The 16,581-nt window shown below is 45.2% G+C and carries 18 protein-coding genes; 15 read left to right on the plus strand and 3 right to left on the minus strand.

Features of this window, described 5'->3' with window-relative positions:
- The first annotated feature begins 73 nt into the window (after positions 1-73).
- The 6 genes from APB76_RS15555 (at position 74) to APB76_RS15580 (ending at position 5,254) form a co-directional block, all read left to right on the plus strand.
- A complete protein-coding gene (locus APB76_RS15555) occupies positions 74-706 on the plus strand; it encodes a LysE family translocator (protein WP_049843350.1) in 633 nt (210 codons plus the stop codon).
- Between the two features lie 230 nt (positions 707-936).
- Complete coding sequence (locus APB76_RS15560) at positions 937-1,356, plus strand: GNAT family N-acetyltransferase (protein ID WP_054961857.1); 420 nt, start codon at positions 937-939, stop codon at positions 1,354-1,356.
- Positions 1,357-1,439: 83 nt separating this feature from the next.
- Entirely contained in the window at positions 1,440-1,805 is a 366-nt protein-coding gene (locus tag APB76_RS15565; protein ID WP_054961858.1) for a hypothetical protein, read from the plus strand.
- Positions 1,806-1,937: 132 nt separating this feature from the next.
- Complete coding sequence (locus APB76_RS15570) at positions 1,938-4,046, plus strand: protein-disulfide reductase DsbD family protein (RefSeq protein WP_054961859.1); 2,109 nt, start codon at positions 1,938-1,940, stop codon at positions 4,044-4,046.
- Positions 4,046-4,546 (plus strand): protein disulfide oxidoreductase, encoded by a 501-nt coding sequence (locus tag APB76_RS15575; RefSeq protein WP_054961860.1) that lies wholly within the window; start codon positions 4,046-4,048, stop codon positions 4,544-4,546. The genes APB76_RS15570 and APB76_RS15575 overlap by 1 nt, the downstream gene beginning before the upstream one ends.
- Positions 4,547-4,555: 9 nt before the next feature.
- Positions 4,556-5,254 carry a DsbA family protein gene (locus tag APB76_RS15580; RefSeq protein ID WP_004745737.1) on the plus strand — a complete coding sequence of 233 codons (699 nt, stop codon included), beginning with the start codon at positions 4,556-4,558 and terminating at the stop codon, positions 5,252-5,254.
- 56 nt (positions 5,255-5,310) lie between these two features.
- Here the strand turns inward: APB76_RS15580 and APB76_RS15585 are convergent, their stop codons facing one another.
- A complete protein-coding gene (locus tag APB76_RS15585) occupies positions 5,311-7,017 on the minus strand; it encodes a phospho-sugar mutase (protein WP_054961861.1) in 1,707 nt (568 codons plus the stop codon).
- A 362-nt stretch (positions 7,018-7,379) separates the two neighbouring features.
- Here APB76_RS15585 and coxB point away from each other — a divergent pair, with 362 nt between their 5' ends.
- Genes coxB through APB76_RS15605 form a run of 4 tightly spaced genes read left to right on the plus strand, consistent with a single transcriptional unit; the run spans position 7,380 to position 11,656 of the window.
- Entirely contained in the window at positions 7,380-8,504 is a 1,125-nt protein-coding gene (gene coxB / locus APB76_RS15590) for a cytochrome c oxidase subunit II (RefSeq protein WP_408058712.1), read from the plus strand.
- Positions 8,501-10,165: a cytochrome c oxidase subunit I gene (gene ctaD / locus APB76_RS15595; protein WP_054961863.1), complete on the plus strand. Its 1,665-nt coding sequence runs from the start codon at positions 8,501-8,503 to the stop codon at positions 10,163-10,165. Before coxB ends, ctaD begins: the two co-directional genes overlap by 4 nt.
- Positions 10,166-10,175: 10 nt before the next feature.
- Positions 10,176-10,775, plus strand: a complete 600-nt coding sequence (locus APB76_RS15600) for a cytochrome c oxidase assembly protein (protein WP_049843341.1) — start codon at positions 10,176-10,178, stop codon at positions 10,773-10,775.
- Complete coding sequence (locus APB76_RS15605) at positions 10,772-11,656, plus strand: cytochrome c oxidase subunit 3 (protein WP_049843340.1); 885 nt, start codon at positions 10,772-10,774, stop codon at positions 11,654-11,656. Before APB76_RS15600 ends, APB76_RS15605 begins: the two co-directional genes overlap by 4 nt.
- Before the next feature lie 17 nt (positions 11,657-11,673).
- On the opposite strand, the gene APB76_RS15610 is transcribed toward APB76_RS15605, so the two are convergent.
- Positions 11,674-11,922, minus strand: a complete 249-nt coding sequence (locus APB76_RS15610) for a DUF2909 family protein (protein WP_049843339.1) — start codon at positions 11,920-11,922, stop codon at positions 11,674-11,676.
- Between APB76_RS15610 and APB76_RS15615 the strand changes: the two genes are divergently transcribed.
- From APB76_RS15615 to APB76_RS15635, 5 genes are all read left to right on the plus strand, one after another.
- Complete coding sequence (locus tag APB76_RS15615) at positions 11,921-12,661, plus strand: SURF1 family protein (protein WP_074181719.1); 741 nt, start codon at positions 11,921-11,923, stop codon at positions 12,659-12,661. The genes APB76_RS15610 and APB76_RS15615 overlap by 2 nt on opposite strands.
- Positions 12,654-13,196 (plus strand): hypothetical protein, encoded by a 543-nt coding sequence (locus APB76_RS15620; RefSeq protein ID WP_054961865.1) that lies wholly within the window; start codon positions 12,654-12,656, stop codon positions 13,194-13,196. Before APB76_RS15615 ends, APB76_RS15620 begins: the two co-directional genes overlap by 8 nt.
- A gap of 18 nt (positions 13,197-13,214) precedes the next feature.
- On the plus strand, positions 13,215-14,255 hold the full coding sequence (locus APB76_RS15625) for a COX15/CtaA family protein (RefSeq protein ID WP_054961866.1): 1,041 nt from the start codon (positions 13,215-13,217) through the stop codon (positions 14,253-14,255).
- Positions 14,248-15,144 carry a heme o synthase gene (gene cyoE, locus APB76_RS15630; RefSeq protein ID WP_054961867.1) on the plus strand — a complete coding sequence of 299 codons (897 nt, stop codon included), beginning with the start codon at positions 14,248-14,250 and terminating at the stop codon, positions 15,142-15,144. Before APB76_RS15625 ends, cyoE begins: the two co-directional genes overlap by 8 nt.
- A gap of 89 nt (positions 15,145-15,233) precedes the next feature.
- Positions 15,234-15,653 (plus strand): VanZ family protein, encoded by a 420-nt coding sequence (locus APB76_RS15635; protein ID WP_054961868.1) that lies wholly within the window; start codon positions 15,234-15,236, stop codon positions 15,651-15,653.
- Positions 15,654-15,660: 7 nt separating this feature from the next.
- On the opposite strand, the gene APB76_RS15640 is transcribed toward APB76_RS15635, so the two are convergent.
- The gene (locus APB76_RS15640) at positions 15,661-16,572 is read right to left on the minus strand and encodes an amino acid ABC transporter permease (RefSeq protein WP_054961869.1); all 912 of its coding nucleotides are present in this window, start codon (positions 16,570-16,572) and stop codon (positions 15,661-15,663) included.
- Between the last annotated feature and the right edge of the window lie 9 nt (positions 16,573-16,581).

Here is a 16,581-nt window from a genome sequence, read left to right on the forward strand (position 1 = left end):
ATTGTTTGTGGTGGATAAATTGATAGTGTTGGACTAAAATGCCGCGGTTTTTTGGTTTATTAATATTATAACTATGATTGATATTTCTGTGCTGCCGATTTATTTGACCGCTGTTGTTGCACTGCTGCTGTTACCTGGACCGGATATGTTGCTGATCGCCAGTTCAAGTATGAGCTACGGTCGTAAAGTAGGCATTTTTGCGAGCTTAGGTAACGCCACTTCAGGGATTATCCTGACCCTACTTGCTGCACTCGGTGTTTCTGCACTGATTGCCATGAGCCCAATTGCCTTAAAAGCGCTGCACTTGTTAGGTGGTGCTTACTTACTAAAAATGGGCTGGGACTGTATTCGAGCAAGTGCCGCTGATGCGCCACAAATGGATGGATCAAACAAGGTCGCGACAACTTTTTATCAGCGAGCTCTGGTAAGTAACTTGCTTAATCCTAAAGCTTTAGTGTTCTTTGTGATGTTTTTGCCTCAATTTGTTTCCAGCAACATTACCGCAAGTTCTGGCGAACAAATGTTAGCACTGGGCTTATTGCTGAATGTCTTAGGTCTCTTGTTCAACCTATTGCTGGTGGCGTTAGTGGGTACGTTGGGTAAGCCGCTACTCGAAAACGCTAAATTTAGAACATATCAGCATAAGTTTATGGGGTTGATATTTGTCGTGTTAGCGATTTGGATGTTAAGCTCATTTGCGAGCTAGCCGCATTTAATACCAACCTAAATAAGTATCTGGGCATTCTTGCTAGTTAAAATCGCTGATAGCTGCGTTATAGATTTTGTAGGTAGGTCAACTAGCTAGCTGCAATCTATGCCTTGCTCTAAGCGATTTTTCCTGCGCAATTATCTGACCACCTACTTATCCAGATTGGTATAAAAGGTCAGCGTGTGCTGGCCTTTTTTGATCTATATGGAAACAAGGAAGTAGCGCCAATGAATGTTCAGTTTGTACTTAACCCGCCGAAGAACGTTAAAGATGTAATCTACAATGGCTTGAAAGCATTCAATATGCAGCACTTCCCGGATGACGAGATTCAGAGTCTCGCTTGTTACATAGAAGATGATGAGGGTAATTTCGCTGGTGGCTTAACGGGCGAAATATTTACCAATACGCTGTTTGTCGAGTTTCTTTGGGTGGATGAGCGTGAAAGGAAGTCTGGCATTGGTTCACTGCTGATGGAACGCATCGAGTCTGAAGCAATCGCTTTAGGTGTTACAGATTTATATCTTGATACCTACAGCTTTCAAGCTCCGGGTTTTTATGCCAAATTAGGATTTGAAGAAGTTGGACGTTATACCGGGTTTCCAACCGCGGGCGTTGATAAGATTTTCTTACAAAAGAAAATTGTCTAAGAGACTTCTCACATTAAACTAACAATGTTGGCGTTTGGGGTTGTCATAATCTCTGGCTTTAATTCGTGAGTTATTCGCACTGTATGTTTAAAAACTTTGCTACGACACAATCTGCAAAAATTACTCTAGCCCTAATTGGCTGGGTGTTTGCTATTTGTCTTACGCAAAATTCAGGTATGCTAACGGTGTGTGAGTACAAGTATGCTTCTCTTGCCGATAGCACTCATGTTACCGATCAATCGACGGACATTAGTAAGCAGTGTGATTTAACGGAGAAGCTTTTAGGCAGTGCTAAGGTTAATCTTGATCACGTCGTTGTTTCTTTCTTTGTTGCGCTGTTGGTGATTGTTGCTTGGCTTGTCTCCACTAGGCAGGTTTCTCCTCAGTTTACTGAACCTATAGTCCCCAAATCCCGTCTTCATCTCACTTTCTGTGTGTTCCGAGAGTAAACAAATTCGTTACTGGCTTGAGTTTTAGCCAGAGATAGCTCGTATTTGTTATTCCCCCATTGAGGGGCATATACCAACCAAAATAGATATTTGAGTATCTATTTATTAGATTGGTTTCAATTGGACACAACAATGATAAAACAAACTCGATTTGCACCTTTTAGTCTGCTGAGCTTTTTCCTTATGCTGAGCAGTGTGCTTTTCTCGACCTTAGCATTTGCACAGGTTGAGACGGGGTGGATGGTTAATCCGGATCATCCTCCTGCAAAAACTCGCTTTGTCGTGACAGGGCAAGTAAACCCTACAGATAAAACTGTCGAAGGTTTTCTAGAAGTTGCTTTAGAAGGTGACTGGAAAACCTATTGGCGCTCGCCAGGTGAAGGAGGTATAGCGCCAAGTATTTCATGGCAGGGCTCTTCTAATCTTGAATCCGTTGACTGGCATTGGCCTTACCCACAGCAGTTTAATCTACTCGGTATCAACACTCTTGGTTACAAAGGGGATACCTTGATCCCAATGACGCTGCACGTCGAAGACTTTTACAAGCCAGTAAGTCTCGATGCTAAGCTGACGTTATCTTCATGTACCACCATCTGCGTACTGACCGATTATCCATTTAGTTTGGATTTTATACCGAGTGAGTTGGTCGTCTCAGAACAGGCTATGTACCAACATGCTCAAGCGATCAGTCAGGTGCCTAAAGCATCCCCTTTGATTTCAGAGCAAAGTGCAGTTTGGGATAGTTCGACTAATCAGCTTCAAGTGACTTTGATAAAACCACTAGGCTGGGATGTACCCGAACTTATTGTAGATAGTCGAGTAGAAGCGATCAGTGATTACAGTTATGCGCTCAACCATCTTACTGTTGAGGGAGAAAAACTTGTCGCAGTGTTTGATGTATCGACATGGCTTGGTGACATCAATCTAAGCGAACAGTCCGTCGATGTGACCATTAAGGATACGGATTTTATCGCTGAACAAGCCGCGCAAGTGACAAAAGGTCTCGTGTCTGCACCAATACCAAGCTTCTCAGTGGTTGAGATGATTGGTTTTGCCTTACTGGGCGGACTGATACTCAACGTGATGCCATGTGTACTCCCTGTGTTGGGGATGAAGTTGAGTGGTGTCATTAGCGCCCAAGGTATAGAGCGTCGTAAAGTGCGATTGCAGTTTCTTGCTTCTTCAGCAGGCATTTTGACTTCGTTCTGGTTGTTGGCGGCATTTCTGCTTATTTTGAAGTTCTCTGGTAGTGCCATTGGTTGGGGGATACAGTTCCAGAGCCCTTGGTTTATCGGCTTCATGGTGGCAGTAACGGCTCTGTTTGGTGCCAATATGCTTGGTTTGTTTGAAATTAGGCTATCGTCGAACACCAATACATGGCTTGCCTCAAAAGGGGATGACTCTTATGCAGGGCACTATCTGCAAGGTATGTTTGCCACGCTACTGGCCACGCCATGTTCTGCGCCTTTCTTAGGGACGGCTGTAGCATTTGCATTAGCGGCTAGCACAGTAGATATGCTGGTTATCTTTACTGCTCTTGCGCTAGGTATGGCTTTACCTTGGATAGTGGTGGCATTGTTCCCTGGACTTGCCTCTTACCTGCCTAAACCGGGTGCTTGGATGAATAAGGTGAAGCTACTATTCGGTGTGATGATGCTTCTCACCAGCGTTTGGCTGCTTTACTTGCTCGCCAACCACCTTCCAGTGTTCTGGGTCATTGTTCTAGCAGTCACCGCATTGGTCGTTGTGCTTATGCGCATCAAAAAGGTTTATAGCGATAAGGCGTTTGTCATTTCTGGTGGCGCATCTTTACTGCTGCTTGCTGGCGGGCTAGTGATTGGAAGTATGACGGCGGATCATTGGTCAACGCCGTTACCTGAAGATTTGCCGTGGGTAAGGTTATCGAATGAAGCCGTTACTGAGTCAGTAGCCAATGGCAATACTGTGTTTGTTAACGTGACAGCAGACTGGTGTGTGACCTGTAAAGCGAACAAGATTGGTGTGATCTTACAAGATCCCGTTTACTCAGCGCTGCAGCATCCGAATGTCACACCTATTCAAGGTGATTGGACTCACCCTGATGGTCTAGTGACAGATTATCTTCGAGCCAATGGCAGATTTGGTGTGCCGTTTAATATTGTCTATGGACCTAATGCGCCTCAAGGCATCCCACTGCCTGTGATATTAACCGATGAATCGGTCACACAAGCGCTTAAGCAAGCGAGTGGGGAGGCGGGTTAATGAAGATAAGACCGCTCCACTGGCTCAAAGAAATATCAAAGTATTTGCTATTCGCGATTGTGATCACCACTGCAATTGATCTCTATCGTGCCCAAGATGTACCGACGGAAATGGCGCCGGACTTAGTCACAGTGGATGAAAAGGGAAACCCAGTTGATGTGATCGAGATGAGTTACCAAACCCCGGTCGTTATCTATTTTTGGGCAACTTGGTGTCCGGTATGTAAGTTTGTCAGCCCTACCGTTGATTGGGTGAGTCAATACTACCCTGTGGTTGCGGTCTCAGGAGCCTCTGGAACAGACTTGCGTGTTGAGGCATTCAAGCAAAAACACGATTATCAATTTACCAACGTCAACGACGAGAACTCTCAGCTGTTTAAGCAGTGGGGCATCTCAGTGACACCAACCATATTCATTGTCAGAGACGGCAAAATCGAATCAATTACGACTGGTATTACGACTCCACCAGGTTTACTTACACGTCTTTGGCTAAACAATTAGGAATTCATTATGTTCAATAAATTAACGTTAGCGCTGGCGACAAGCGTTCTTTTTACTGCTCCAGCATTGGCAGCACCTCAAGATCAAAAGATAGCTGAGATTGTAGAGATGCTTGAGGCAAACCCGCAGGTTGTCGATGGATTACATGAAAGCCTAGGAATGTATATCAAGCAGCAACAGCAGTTCACTCACCTACTAGAGAGTAGCCAAAACTACCTTAACGATCCTAATCACTCATTTATGGGTGCAGAGAACGGCGAGTTCACGATCATCAACGTGACAGACTACAGCTGCCCATTCTGTAAGAAATTAGACGTGGAGTTAGATAAGCTCGTGAAAGATTACCCGCAAATCAAAGTGGTGAATCTCTATGTACCGCTTAAAGAAGGCAGCTCTTCGGTGAACTCGGCCGCTTACGCGCTTAACGTTTGGCAAAAAGATCGTGATAAATATCAGCAAGTACATGATTTATTGGTGTCAAAACCGGGCACACATAATGCTGCATCTTTAATGAAGATTGCGCAAAAAACTGGGACGACGGAGCATCTGAATGTCAGTGATGAAGTGAAGGCGCAGTTAGAAAACAACTATGCCATGTTTACTGGTTTAGGCTTAAGAGGTACGCCAGCACTTATCATGGGTGAACAAGTGATCCCAGGTTATGTGCCTTATCAGCAACTTGAAGAAGTGGTTAAAGAGCAACTTTAGGTTTTCTACCCCATACCAATAGGTATGGGGTTTTATTTATAGAGCTCTTTAATGTATTAAAGCAAACTATGTTGGTGTTCTGAAATCAGCATCCCCATAGACTCTGACGCCTTATCAAGTACGTGTTCAAAGCTATCAGAATCTTCAAACTTCTCGATCACTTCGTAGTAACACTTCAGCTTCGGTTCTGTTCCTGAAGGACGAACGATCACTCGTGCACCACACGATAGGTGATAGATAAGTACGTCACTTGCTGGCAGGTCGATGGATTGAGTTGAACCATCAGCAAAGTGCTTGGTGAGTGACTTAAGATCTTCTGTCACTTCCACTTTACTACCCGCAATCATAGTCGGAGGATTAGCCCTGAGCTTATCACCTACAGGTGGTGCCTTCGGATCAAGCGCAATACTGCGTTGCGAATTCAGATACATACCGTGCTGACGATAGATGGCTTCTAATTGATCCCAAATGGTTTTTCCATGGCTTTTTAGCTCGGCGGTCAATTGCGCAAAGGCAACCAGAGCGGATAGACCATCCTTATCCCAGACTTTGTTCCCAACCGTGTAGCCTAGTGCTTCTTCATAGGCAAATAGGAACTGCTGATCGTCGCTTTGCTTTTGCATCGCTACATTGGTTAGCCATTTAAAGCCAGTCAGTGTTTGGAAGTAAGTGGCACCGTGCGCATCGGCTATCTTGTTTAACAAAGTGGATGAAACAATCGTATTGCCGACAAGTTGCTTACTCGCCTCCGTTTGTGACAAGAGGTAATGACCAAATAAAGTTCCCACTTGGTCGCCAGTCAGCATCTGATAGTCACCATCTGGCTTGCGCACAGCGACAGCAAATCGGTCTGCGTCTGGGTCATTGGCACATGCAATGTCTGCGTTGTGTTGTTTAGCTAATGCCATGACCATATCCATCGCCCCAGCTTCTTCTGGGTTCGGGAAGTTGACGGTAGGGAAAGAGCCGTCTGGTTCACTTTGCTCTGCAACACTGTAAAAGTGGTTAAAGCCCGCGTCGTTGAGTAGGGTTTGCGCCATGTTTGCCCCTACACCATGCATAGCGGTATATGCGATAGCGACATCGTTAGGCGCAGTGTGGTTAGCCAAGAGTGGATTGTTATTCATCGTTTGGCGGTAAGTTTCGTAGTAATCCTCTTTCAACCAAACGAGTAAACCATGCTTCTCGGCATCATCTAGTGCCATAAGTGGTATAGGCTTGGTCGCTGCAATGTCAATCTCACCTGCAATGCCTGAATCATGTGGCGGGATGATTTGAGCGCCATTTTCCCAGTACACTTTAAAGCCATTGTATTCTGGTGGATTGTGGCTGGCTGTAACCACAACAGCCGCTGCTGCATCAAAGTGTTTTACCCCAAATGCAACAATTGATGTTGCCGCTACTGCGTGGGTTAGGAACACCTTAATCCCAAGAGAAGTAAGAACAGAAGCCGTATCGTGAGCAAACTGCTTAGAGTCTGTACGACCATCATAACCAATCACAACACCGCGTGTTTTTGCATCTTTGACTTGTTGAACAAGATAGTGACCAAGGCCCGTCGCGGTTTCTTGAATCACTAAACGGTTCATTCGGTTGGGACCACAACCGACTTTGCCTCGTAGGCCGGCAGTACCAAATTCCAGACGTTGGCTAAAGCGATCGTCTAACTCATCAAATGCTTGTTCATCGATTAGGTGTTGAAGCTCTTCTCTTGTATGTGGGTCAGGATCTTTCTCTAACCAACGCGTCACTTGTTCCATCATGATGTTTTTACCTTCTTCATGTCCTAACTTAAGTCTATGTTATTTGCTGAATTTAGCTTGATTTTAATTGATATTGATTATCATTTGCGAGAGCGCAATCGCTAAACCTTTCTATGCTCTGCCTAGTCACCATTTCTAATAGGACTTTCTTGCACAATTTAGAAACGCCAACTAACGTTTATTAACATAAATATAACAAATTACATGAAATTTACTGGTTATAAGGAATTATCCAAGTCCAAAGGCTGATTGGTACTTTCTTGCAGGCTCAGGTGACATGCAGGAACAAGTACCAGCATCACGGTTGATGACTCTGGCAGAGGAGAGGTCTTTTGAAAAGTTTACAGTTGTTACTGTGGCGATTGAGCAGTGTTTTGTTAATTTGTGTCACTGCTTTTGCACACGCAGAAGAAAGTGCCTACAACATGACTCAGGGAGTCACCAATATCAGTGAGCAGGTTTATGACCTTCATATGCTGATATTTTACATCTGCTGCGCCATTGCTGTTGTGGTCTTTGGGGTGATGTTTTACTCCATGTATCATCACCGCAAATCCAAAGGTGCGGTGGCGGCACACTTCCATGAAAGTACTAAAGTGGAAGTTATCTGGACGGTTATTCCAATTATTATCCTCGTCTTAATGGCTATTCCGGCGACCAAAACCTTAGTCGCAATGGAAGATACTACTCAATCAGATCTGACCGTAAAAATAACAGGCTCGCAATGGAAGTGGCATTACAGCTATTTCGGTGAAGACGTTGAGTTCTTTAGCTTGCTAGCAACTAGCCAAAAAGAGATAGATGGCATCGAAGAGAAAGGCGCGCACTATCTGTTGGAAGTGGACAATCCGTTGGTGTTACCGATCAATCGTAAAGTACGTTTCTTGCTAACAGCTGATGACGTCATCCACTCTTGGTGGGTGCCGGACTTTGCGGTGAAGAAAGACACCATCCCAGGATTTATTAACGAGGCCTGGACTCGCATAGACAAGCCTGGTGTCTACCGCGGTCAATGTGCTGAGTTATGTGGTCGAGCTCATGGCTTTATGCCCATTGTTGTTCATGCGATGGAAGAAGAGAAATACGACGCCTGGCTGCTTGCCAAGAAAGCGGAATTAGAGAAAGCGAAGCAAGAAGCTGCAGCCTCACTCACCGCCTCGTTGTCTCTGGATGAGTTAATAAGTGTTGGTGAGAAAGTGTATCTCGATCGATGTTCGGTTTGTCACCAAGCAAATGGTGCTGGTATACCCGGAGCATTCCCAGCCATTACGGGCAGTAAAGTCGCAACGGGTGATGCCTCTTCGCACATTGATATTGTGGTTAATGGTCGTTCGGGTACAGCAATGCAAGCATTCTCTAACCAGCTGACAGATAAAGAGATTGCTGCAGTGGTGACCTACCAACGAAATGGTCTCGGTAACAGTGTGGGTGATTTAGTTCAAGCATCAGATGTTAACCAGCTTAAGGCGTCTAAGGAGGGACAATGAAAACGTCCAAACCTGATTCGATCGTAGAAGACAAAACCAAATCAGCGCCAGCTACTGATGCCGATATCGGTCGCGCCAATAGCACGATTGCTGTTGAAGCTGATGATCATGACCACCATGGTCCAGCTAAGGGAATTACCCGTTGGCTCTACTCGACGAACCATAAAGACATTGGGACGCTTTACCTTTGGTTTAGCTTTAGCATGTTCTTAATCGGCGGTGCGATGGCAATGATCATTCGTGCAGAGCTTTTCCAGCCGGGTTTGCAATTGGTCGAGCCGCAGTTTTTCAATCAAATGACAACCGTTCATGGCTTAATCATGGTGTTTGGAGCAGTGATGCCGGCTTTCACTGGGCTAGCAAACTGGATGATCCCGATGATGATCGGTGCGCCAGATATGGCTCTGCCTAGAATGAACAATCTTAGTTTTTGGATTCTCCCTTTCGCTTTTGCCATTCTTATTGCTTCGCTATTTACGGAAGGCGGAGGTCCTGACTTTGGTTGGACTTTCTACGCGCCACTCTCGACGACCTATGGACCTGACAGTACCGCGTTGTTTGTCTTTTCGGTTCATATTATGGGGATCAGCTCGATCATGGGAGCAATTAACGTGATCGTTACCATTGTCAATATGCGCGCTCCGGGAATGACATGGTTCAAAATGCCAATGTTTGTCTGGACTTGGCTTATCACGGCGTTTCTATTGATAGCTGTTATGCCTGTACTCGCGGGGGCTGTTACTATGGTGCTCACCGATAAGTACTTTGGAACCTCGTTCTTTGATGCCGCGGGCGGCGGTGACCCCGTGATGTTCCAGCATATCTTTTGGTTCTTCGGTCACCCCGAAGTGTACATCATGATTTTGCCTTCCTTCGGTATTGTCTCTGCGATTATTCCAGCCTTTAGTGGTAAAAAGCTGTTTGGTTATCACTCGATGGTGTACGCAACTTGTAGTATCGCGCTGTTGTCCTTCCTTGTTTGGGCACACCACATGTTTACCACGGGCATGCCGGTTTTCGCCGAACTCTTCTTTATGTATTGCACCATGCTAATAGCGGTGCCGACGGGCGTTAAGGTGTTTAACTGGGTGGCAACCATGTGGCGAGGGGCGATGACTTTTGAAACGCCGATGTTGTTCGCGATTGCGTTTATTATTTTGTTCACTATTGGCGGCTTCTCTGGGTTGATGCTCGCGATTGTGCCTGCTGATTTTCAGTATCACGATACCTATTTTGTTGTCGCCCATTTCCACTATGTGTTGGTCTCGGGAGCTGTGTTCTCGATTATGGCGGCGGCTTACTATTGGTTGCCTAAATGGACGGGGAACATGTATGACCACAAGTTGAGTTTGTGGCATTTCTGGTGTTCGATCATTTCAGTCAATGTCCTTTTCTTCCCGATGCACTTTTTAGGCTTAGCAGGTATGCCAAGGCGTATCCCCGATTATGCGATTCAATTTGCAGACGTTAACCAAATTGTCTCAATAGGAGGCTTTGCCTTTGGCCTGTCACAGTTAATCTTCTTGTGGCTGGTGATCAAATGCATCAAAGGTGGTGAAAAGGCCTCGGCGAAACCTTGGGATCGTGCTGAAGGATTGGAATGGACAGTACCAAGTCCTGCACCTCATCATACTTTCTCAACACCGCCAAAAGTGGACTAGGGACTCTGCTATGGACGGGCAAGCGAAATCCAATAGAAAGCTTACGCTCAAGCTATGTGCTGCGGTTGTCGCCATGTTTGGCTTCGGTTTTGCTCTTGTCCCCTTATATGACGTGATGTGTGAAACATTAGGAATCAACGGAAAAACCAATACAGAGTCTGCGCTACAACCTCAAGGTATGGTCCCTGACACATCACGTCTTATTCGCGTAGAGTTTATGGCGCACAATAATCAAGGAATTCCTTGGTCTTTTGTCCCTGCACAAACTTCAATGGAAGTGCATCCCGGTGAAGTGATTCAAACCGCTTACTTCGCTAAGAATTTGTCTTCTAAAGATATTGTCGGCCAAGCTGTGCCATCGGTCTCTCCGGGGCTAGGTGCTACCTATTTCAACAAAATTGAATGTTTCTGTTTTAATCAACAGCCTTTGCAGGCTGCTGGAAAAGCAGAAATGCCGCTGATTTTCTATATCGAACCGGATATCCCAGACTCGATTCATACCCTGACTTTGTCGTACACCTTATATGACATCACAGAGAAAACGACCTCAACCGAGTTAGCTAACGTTTCATCATCAAGCGATGAGATTTTGCAAGGAGCAGCACAATGAGTTCAAAACATCAACCCTATTACGTTCCCGCTCAAAGTAGCTGGCCGATTGTTGGCGCTGTTGCTTTGTTTTTAATTGCTGTCGGTGCAGGCTTGACCGTACAGAACATGGCTGAAGGTGGGGATGGAAGTGTCTTTGGCAAGCTGATTTTGCTCGCGGGCTTTATCTTTCTGCTCTATATGTTCGCGGGTTGGTTTAGCAACGTTATTACTGAATCTATGAGTGGTAAGAATTCTGCTCAGTTGTCCCGTTCTTATAGGCAAGGGATGAGCTGGTTTATTTTTTCTGAAGTGATGTTCTTTGGCGCTTTCTTCGGCGCTCTTTTTTACGCGCGTATGATTTCTGTGCCTTGGCTTGGCGGGGCAGGTAACAATGCCATGACCCATGAGGTTATCTGGCCGACATTTGAGGCTTTATGGCCATTAACGACTACTCCAGGTGGAGACACGACCAATGCTATGCCTTGGCAAGGCTTGCCATTAATCAACACGATTATCCTGCTCACTTCTTCGATTACTCTTCATCTAGCGCATGTCAGTTTAGAGCAGAATAAGCGTATGGCGTTGATTGTCTGGCTTGAAATCACAATTGTTTTGGCGTGTTTCTTCTTGTACTACCAAGGGGTTGAGTACGCACATGCCTATCAAGATTTAGGCTTAACGCTTCAATCAGGAATTTATGGCAATACCTTTTTCTTATTAACCGGGTTCCATGGCATGCATGTTCTATTGGGCACCACATTTTTGATCATATTGCTGGCTAGAGTGGCAAAAGATCATTTCACGCCCAAAGACCATTTTGCCTTTCAGGCTGGTAGTTGGTATTGGCATTTTGTTGATGTGGTGTGGCTATGCTTGTTCGTCTTTGTATACGTGCTTTAACGTTAATCTAAACAGTGCTAGTAAGGGCGTACGTTAGGTTCAATTAGGCCGCTTAATAAGGCGGCCACCATTAACACAATAGCGAGTGCAGAAAGGAAAACGCGGCGACCTAAATAAAAGCTCATGGGTTTGTCATCTGGGAGGGAATCTTCATCAGAGTCGTCTTCCGATTCGGGACCTTTAACCATTTCAAACATCGCTCTACCGAGGTTAACAAGGATGAAGAGTAGCAGCAGTACTAGGACAAGTTTGAATATGAATACCATGAGTGGTTCCTTTTTTGCTCCGCTGAAAACCACAAGGTTTGTGGTTGTTTGTCTAATAACTGTGGTCGCCTTTTCGATATTGATCAACTTAGGTTTATGGCAATTATCTAGAGCAGATGAGAAAAGCCAAATAGAGCAAAAGGTTATACAGAGAGCGCAAATGTCACCTATTGGTTTATCTGATCTGACTCAGGAACAAATCAGTAACCCAACTGGGGTAAAAGTAGTGCTTAGCGCGATCCCAGTGATGGATAAGTACTTGTTGCTAGATAACCAAAGTGTTGATGGCAAGGTAGGTTATTTGGCGTTGCAGTTAGTGAAAACACAATCTGGAAAATACCTGTTGCTCGAACGCGGTTTTGTTGAAGCGCCTGATTTACGCTCACAGCTGCCACAGGTTGATTGGTTAAATGGCGAGCATGCACTGGAAGGCAGGCTTTATCGCAAATCGAGAAATCCGCTCAGCAAAGATTTGCACTTGGAGCAAGGCACGATGAGTCGAATTCAGAATCTTAATTTTGCTCAGTTAGAGCAGCATTGGCAGATCGAATTAGAACCTTTTGTTGTGCAGCCGTTGGTTGAGTCTTGGCCTTATATTCAGCCTTGGCAACCAGTCTCAATGAATCCAGACAAGCACTTAGGCTATGCAGTGCAGTGGTTTTCCATGGCGGCAGTACTTGCGTTGTTAAGTGTCGGCTTACTAGTCAAAGCTTTGAAGCAGGGAGTAAAAGATGAGTAACCCAGTTTTAAGAGGAAGGATCATTTTTGTCAGCTTAGTGGTGATGTTTGCATTACCTGCCATTATTGCCAAAACAGTATTGAGCCAACACTGGTATCAAGCGGGTGTAACCAACAAGGGCGAACTTATTGAACCGGTGGCGACATTGGAATCGTTAGGTATCGATAACCCTTACCAACAGAGCCAGTGGCAGCTTGGTTATGTGGTTCCGGATCAATGCGATGAGTTCTGTCAGCAACAAATCTATTTACTTGGTCAGAGCCATATCGCACTGGGTAAGTACCAACAACGTGTGCAACCCGTGCTGATATCTACGCCTAGCAGCGAGGTATTGGCAAACTCAGAATATGCTCAGATAAAAGTAAATGATGGCTTTTCTCAGCTTGTTGATCAATTTGAATACGTAATTGTTGATCCTCTGGGCCAGTTGGTGATGCGTTATCCCAAAGTGAGCAAACAAGGTGAGTTGGTTGCACAAAGCAAGGGATTACTTGCCGATTTTCGTAAGCTGCTCAAGTTATCTCGCGTTGGCTAATCCGCTAGGAGTCATGATATGAAGTTGATCAACCTTGTCAGATTCAGTCTTATCCTCACATTCATTGTTGTCATGCTCGGCGCGTACACACGACTTGCGGATGCAGGACTCGGGTGTCCTGATTGGCCGGGTTGTTATGGTCAGTTAACCGTCCCTAATGAGCAGCATGAAATCGCTTTGGCTCAATCGCTGTACCCATCTCTTACCGTTGAAGCCAATAAAGCTTGGCTCGAAATGATTCACCGTTACTTTGCAGGAACTCTGGGTTTAGTGGTGTTTGCCATTACTTTTATTGGTGTCAGAACAGGGCAAATACCAATCGCGATGGCTTCGGCAATTTCTGTCGTGGTGATATTTCAAGCCTTACTTGGAATGTGGACAGTGACCATGATGTTAATGCCAATCATTGTAATGGGTCACTTGCTTGGAGGTTTTACCTTATTCAGTTTGCTAGCGCTAACTCACTGGGGACTCGAAGCGAGGCAAACTCCCTTGGTTAAGGATCGCAATAAGGCAAGGCAGAGATTGAAGCTATTAGCTGCTTCGACGCTTGTGGTGGTGGTGCTGCAAATTGCGTTAGGCGGTTGGGCATCTTCTAATTATGCTGCGTTGATGTGTACGACTCTTCCGATATGTGAAGGAAACTGGACTTCTTATCTCGACTTCGGGCGCGCTTTTGAATTGATTCAACCCAAACAAGAAAGCTATGAGTTTGGCACGTTAGATTACGGCGCGCGGATGACAATTCATGTTACGCATCGAGTGGGAGCTGTTGTCGTCACTCTGTTTGTTTCGGCATTAGCATTTATGCTGTTCGCGGAGAAAAAACATGCTTACACCAAAGTAGCGAAAGGGTTATTGCTGATGCTGGCTATTCAAATTGCACTCGGCATAGGTAACGTATTATTGAGCTTACCTTTGGTTATCGCGGTGGCACACAATCTAGGGGCTGCTTTGTTGCTTTTGATCGTATTACGAACCAACTATCTAATTTGGCAAACCAGTCATCAGTCTGCAGTGGATTCTGCTCTGATTAATAAGGAGAGTGCGCATGAGTAAAACACTATCTGTTACTGCTCAAGAGAGAGCACTATGGCGTAGCTACTTGGCATTGACTAAGCCTAAAGTCGTTGCTCTGATGTTACTGACCGCGGTAGTCGGAATGTGTCTTGCGGTTCCTGGCGCATTGCCTGTACAAGGTACAGTGCTTGGGCTTTTAGGCATTGGATTGATGGCAGGTTCGGCGGCGGCATTTAATCATCTGATAGACCAGCGCATAGACGCGGTTATGGCTCGAACTTACAAAAGGCCGCTACCCTCAGGAGAAATCAAGTCTAGCCATGTATTTGCTTTCGCGGTTGCGATCGGGGTGTTGGGTTTCACCGTTCTTTATATCGGTGTGAATGCTTTAACGGCATGGTTAACGTTTGCGAGCTTGCTTGGCTATGCAGTGGTGTACACCATGTACTTAAAGCGTGCGACACCGCAGAACATTGTGATTGCAGGAATAGCGGGAGCCATGCCACCACTATTAGGCTGGACAGCCGTGACTGGAGAGATGCACGCCAATGGTTGGCTGTTAGTGATGATTATCTTCATCTGGACACCACCGCACTTTTGGGCATTAGCGATCCACCGCAAAGATGACTACGCGAAAGCGGATATTCCAATGTTGCCCGTTACTCACGGTATTGAATACACTAAAACGTCCATTTTGCTCTATACAGTGCTACTTGCTTTAGTGTGTTTGTTACCTGCTTTAGTGGGTATGGCGGGCATATTATATTGGGTTGGATCGACAGCTCTAAGCTTAGGTTTTATTGGACATGCATGGAAACTCAAGTTCAACCCAGATGAGAAATCAGCGATTGAAACGTTCAAGTTTTCTATCTATCACTTAATGTTTTTGTTCCTGTTGCTGCTGGTGGATCATTACATAACTGTCTAAATATTAAGACGACGCCAAGATGCGCTTTTTTCTGCAATAAACTTCAGCTAGTCTACTGAGCGTTTTGTTTTCCTCAGTAGTAGGCTTTTATGTACTTGGTCGAGCAGCTTTTTAGTAAAAGATTGATTGTTCTTTTTAGCCTAATGGCTATGGGCGGTGGCGCATCGATGGCAAAATCATTTGATTTTCATGGTGACGCGATACGAGCACTTGAGTCTACCTTAGGGGGCGCTTGGGTATTGCATGCCACGGTAGCGACTACTCTCGGATTTATCGCCGCGTGGTCGACACCCGTTTCTTACTATCATTACCATCGGTTGATCCTCTCCCCTTGGGTGCTAGGTTTACTGGTGATGGTCTCCTTAGATGAACTGCTGCAAATGTTTAATCCACTGCGTGAGTTTGCTGTGCTCGACCTGACCATTAATCTGTTTTGTGTAACGTTAGGTGCTTTGCTTTACGTAAATTTCCTGAAGTTAAAGTTTCCCCTGGGCAGTAAGGCCGTTTGATTTTCAGCTACCGATTAAGATGTCTTAGGCTCCTCTTTTCCAGCTTTTTAAAGAAAAGTGACAAAGATAAACAGATCGAAAGATAGCATAGTCCGACAATCAACCAAATTTCAAAAATCAGACCTGACGAGTTGGCGATTTCAGTGCCGACGAACGTCATTTCTTGAATAGAGATGAGTGAGACGATCGAAGTGTCCTTGACTAGCGAGATAGCTTGTCCAGCTAATGCGGGAGTGATAACCGCGAGTACTTGTGGAGCAATCACATAGCGATATTTCGGCCATCCTGAGATACCTAATGAATCTGCGGCTTCCCATTGTCCCTCTGGAATCCCAGATAAACCAGAACGCACCACTTCAGCGACATAAGCTGCCGATAGTAGTCCAACGCAAAGTACACCAGACAGTAGGTTTTCCCATAAATTGGCAGGACCAAATAATACAGACTGTAGCCAGTTAATGTTTCCAGAATACTCTCTTAGTACACTATCTAAACCCAACAATGGAATCAGCTGGTTAGAGATAAAAAAGTAAAATATGAAGACAAACACCAAAGGAGGAATATTTCGAATTAGTTGAACGAACATATTTGCCGGTACAGCAAATAGAGTGATTTTAGAGTGTCGAGCGACGCCGAGCGCTGTTCCTAAACTTAGGGCTAATATCATTCCCCAAACACTCAATCTTAAAGTGGCAACCAATCCTTGGAAAAAATAGGGTAGTGAACCGTTTGCGCGTGGTGTAAAAAGTAAAGATAACGCTTCTTGCCAGCGCCAAGTATAATTAACCCCTGCCGAAGAGCGGTAGTAAATCCAGTAGCTGAATCCGGCTAATAGCAGCAACAAAACGATATCGAGTTTGTTGATAGAGGGCCTGCTTACTGATGGCGAAATTGAGGTTAGAGCGTTACTTTTAGTCACTTATTTATT

It is taken from the genome of Vibrio bivalvicida, from assembly GCF_001399455.2.
Classification (GTDB): Bacteria; Pseudomonadota; Gammaproteobacteria; order Enterobacterales; family Vibrionaceae; genus Vibrio; species Vibrio bivalvicida.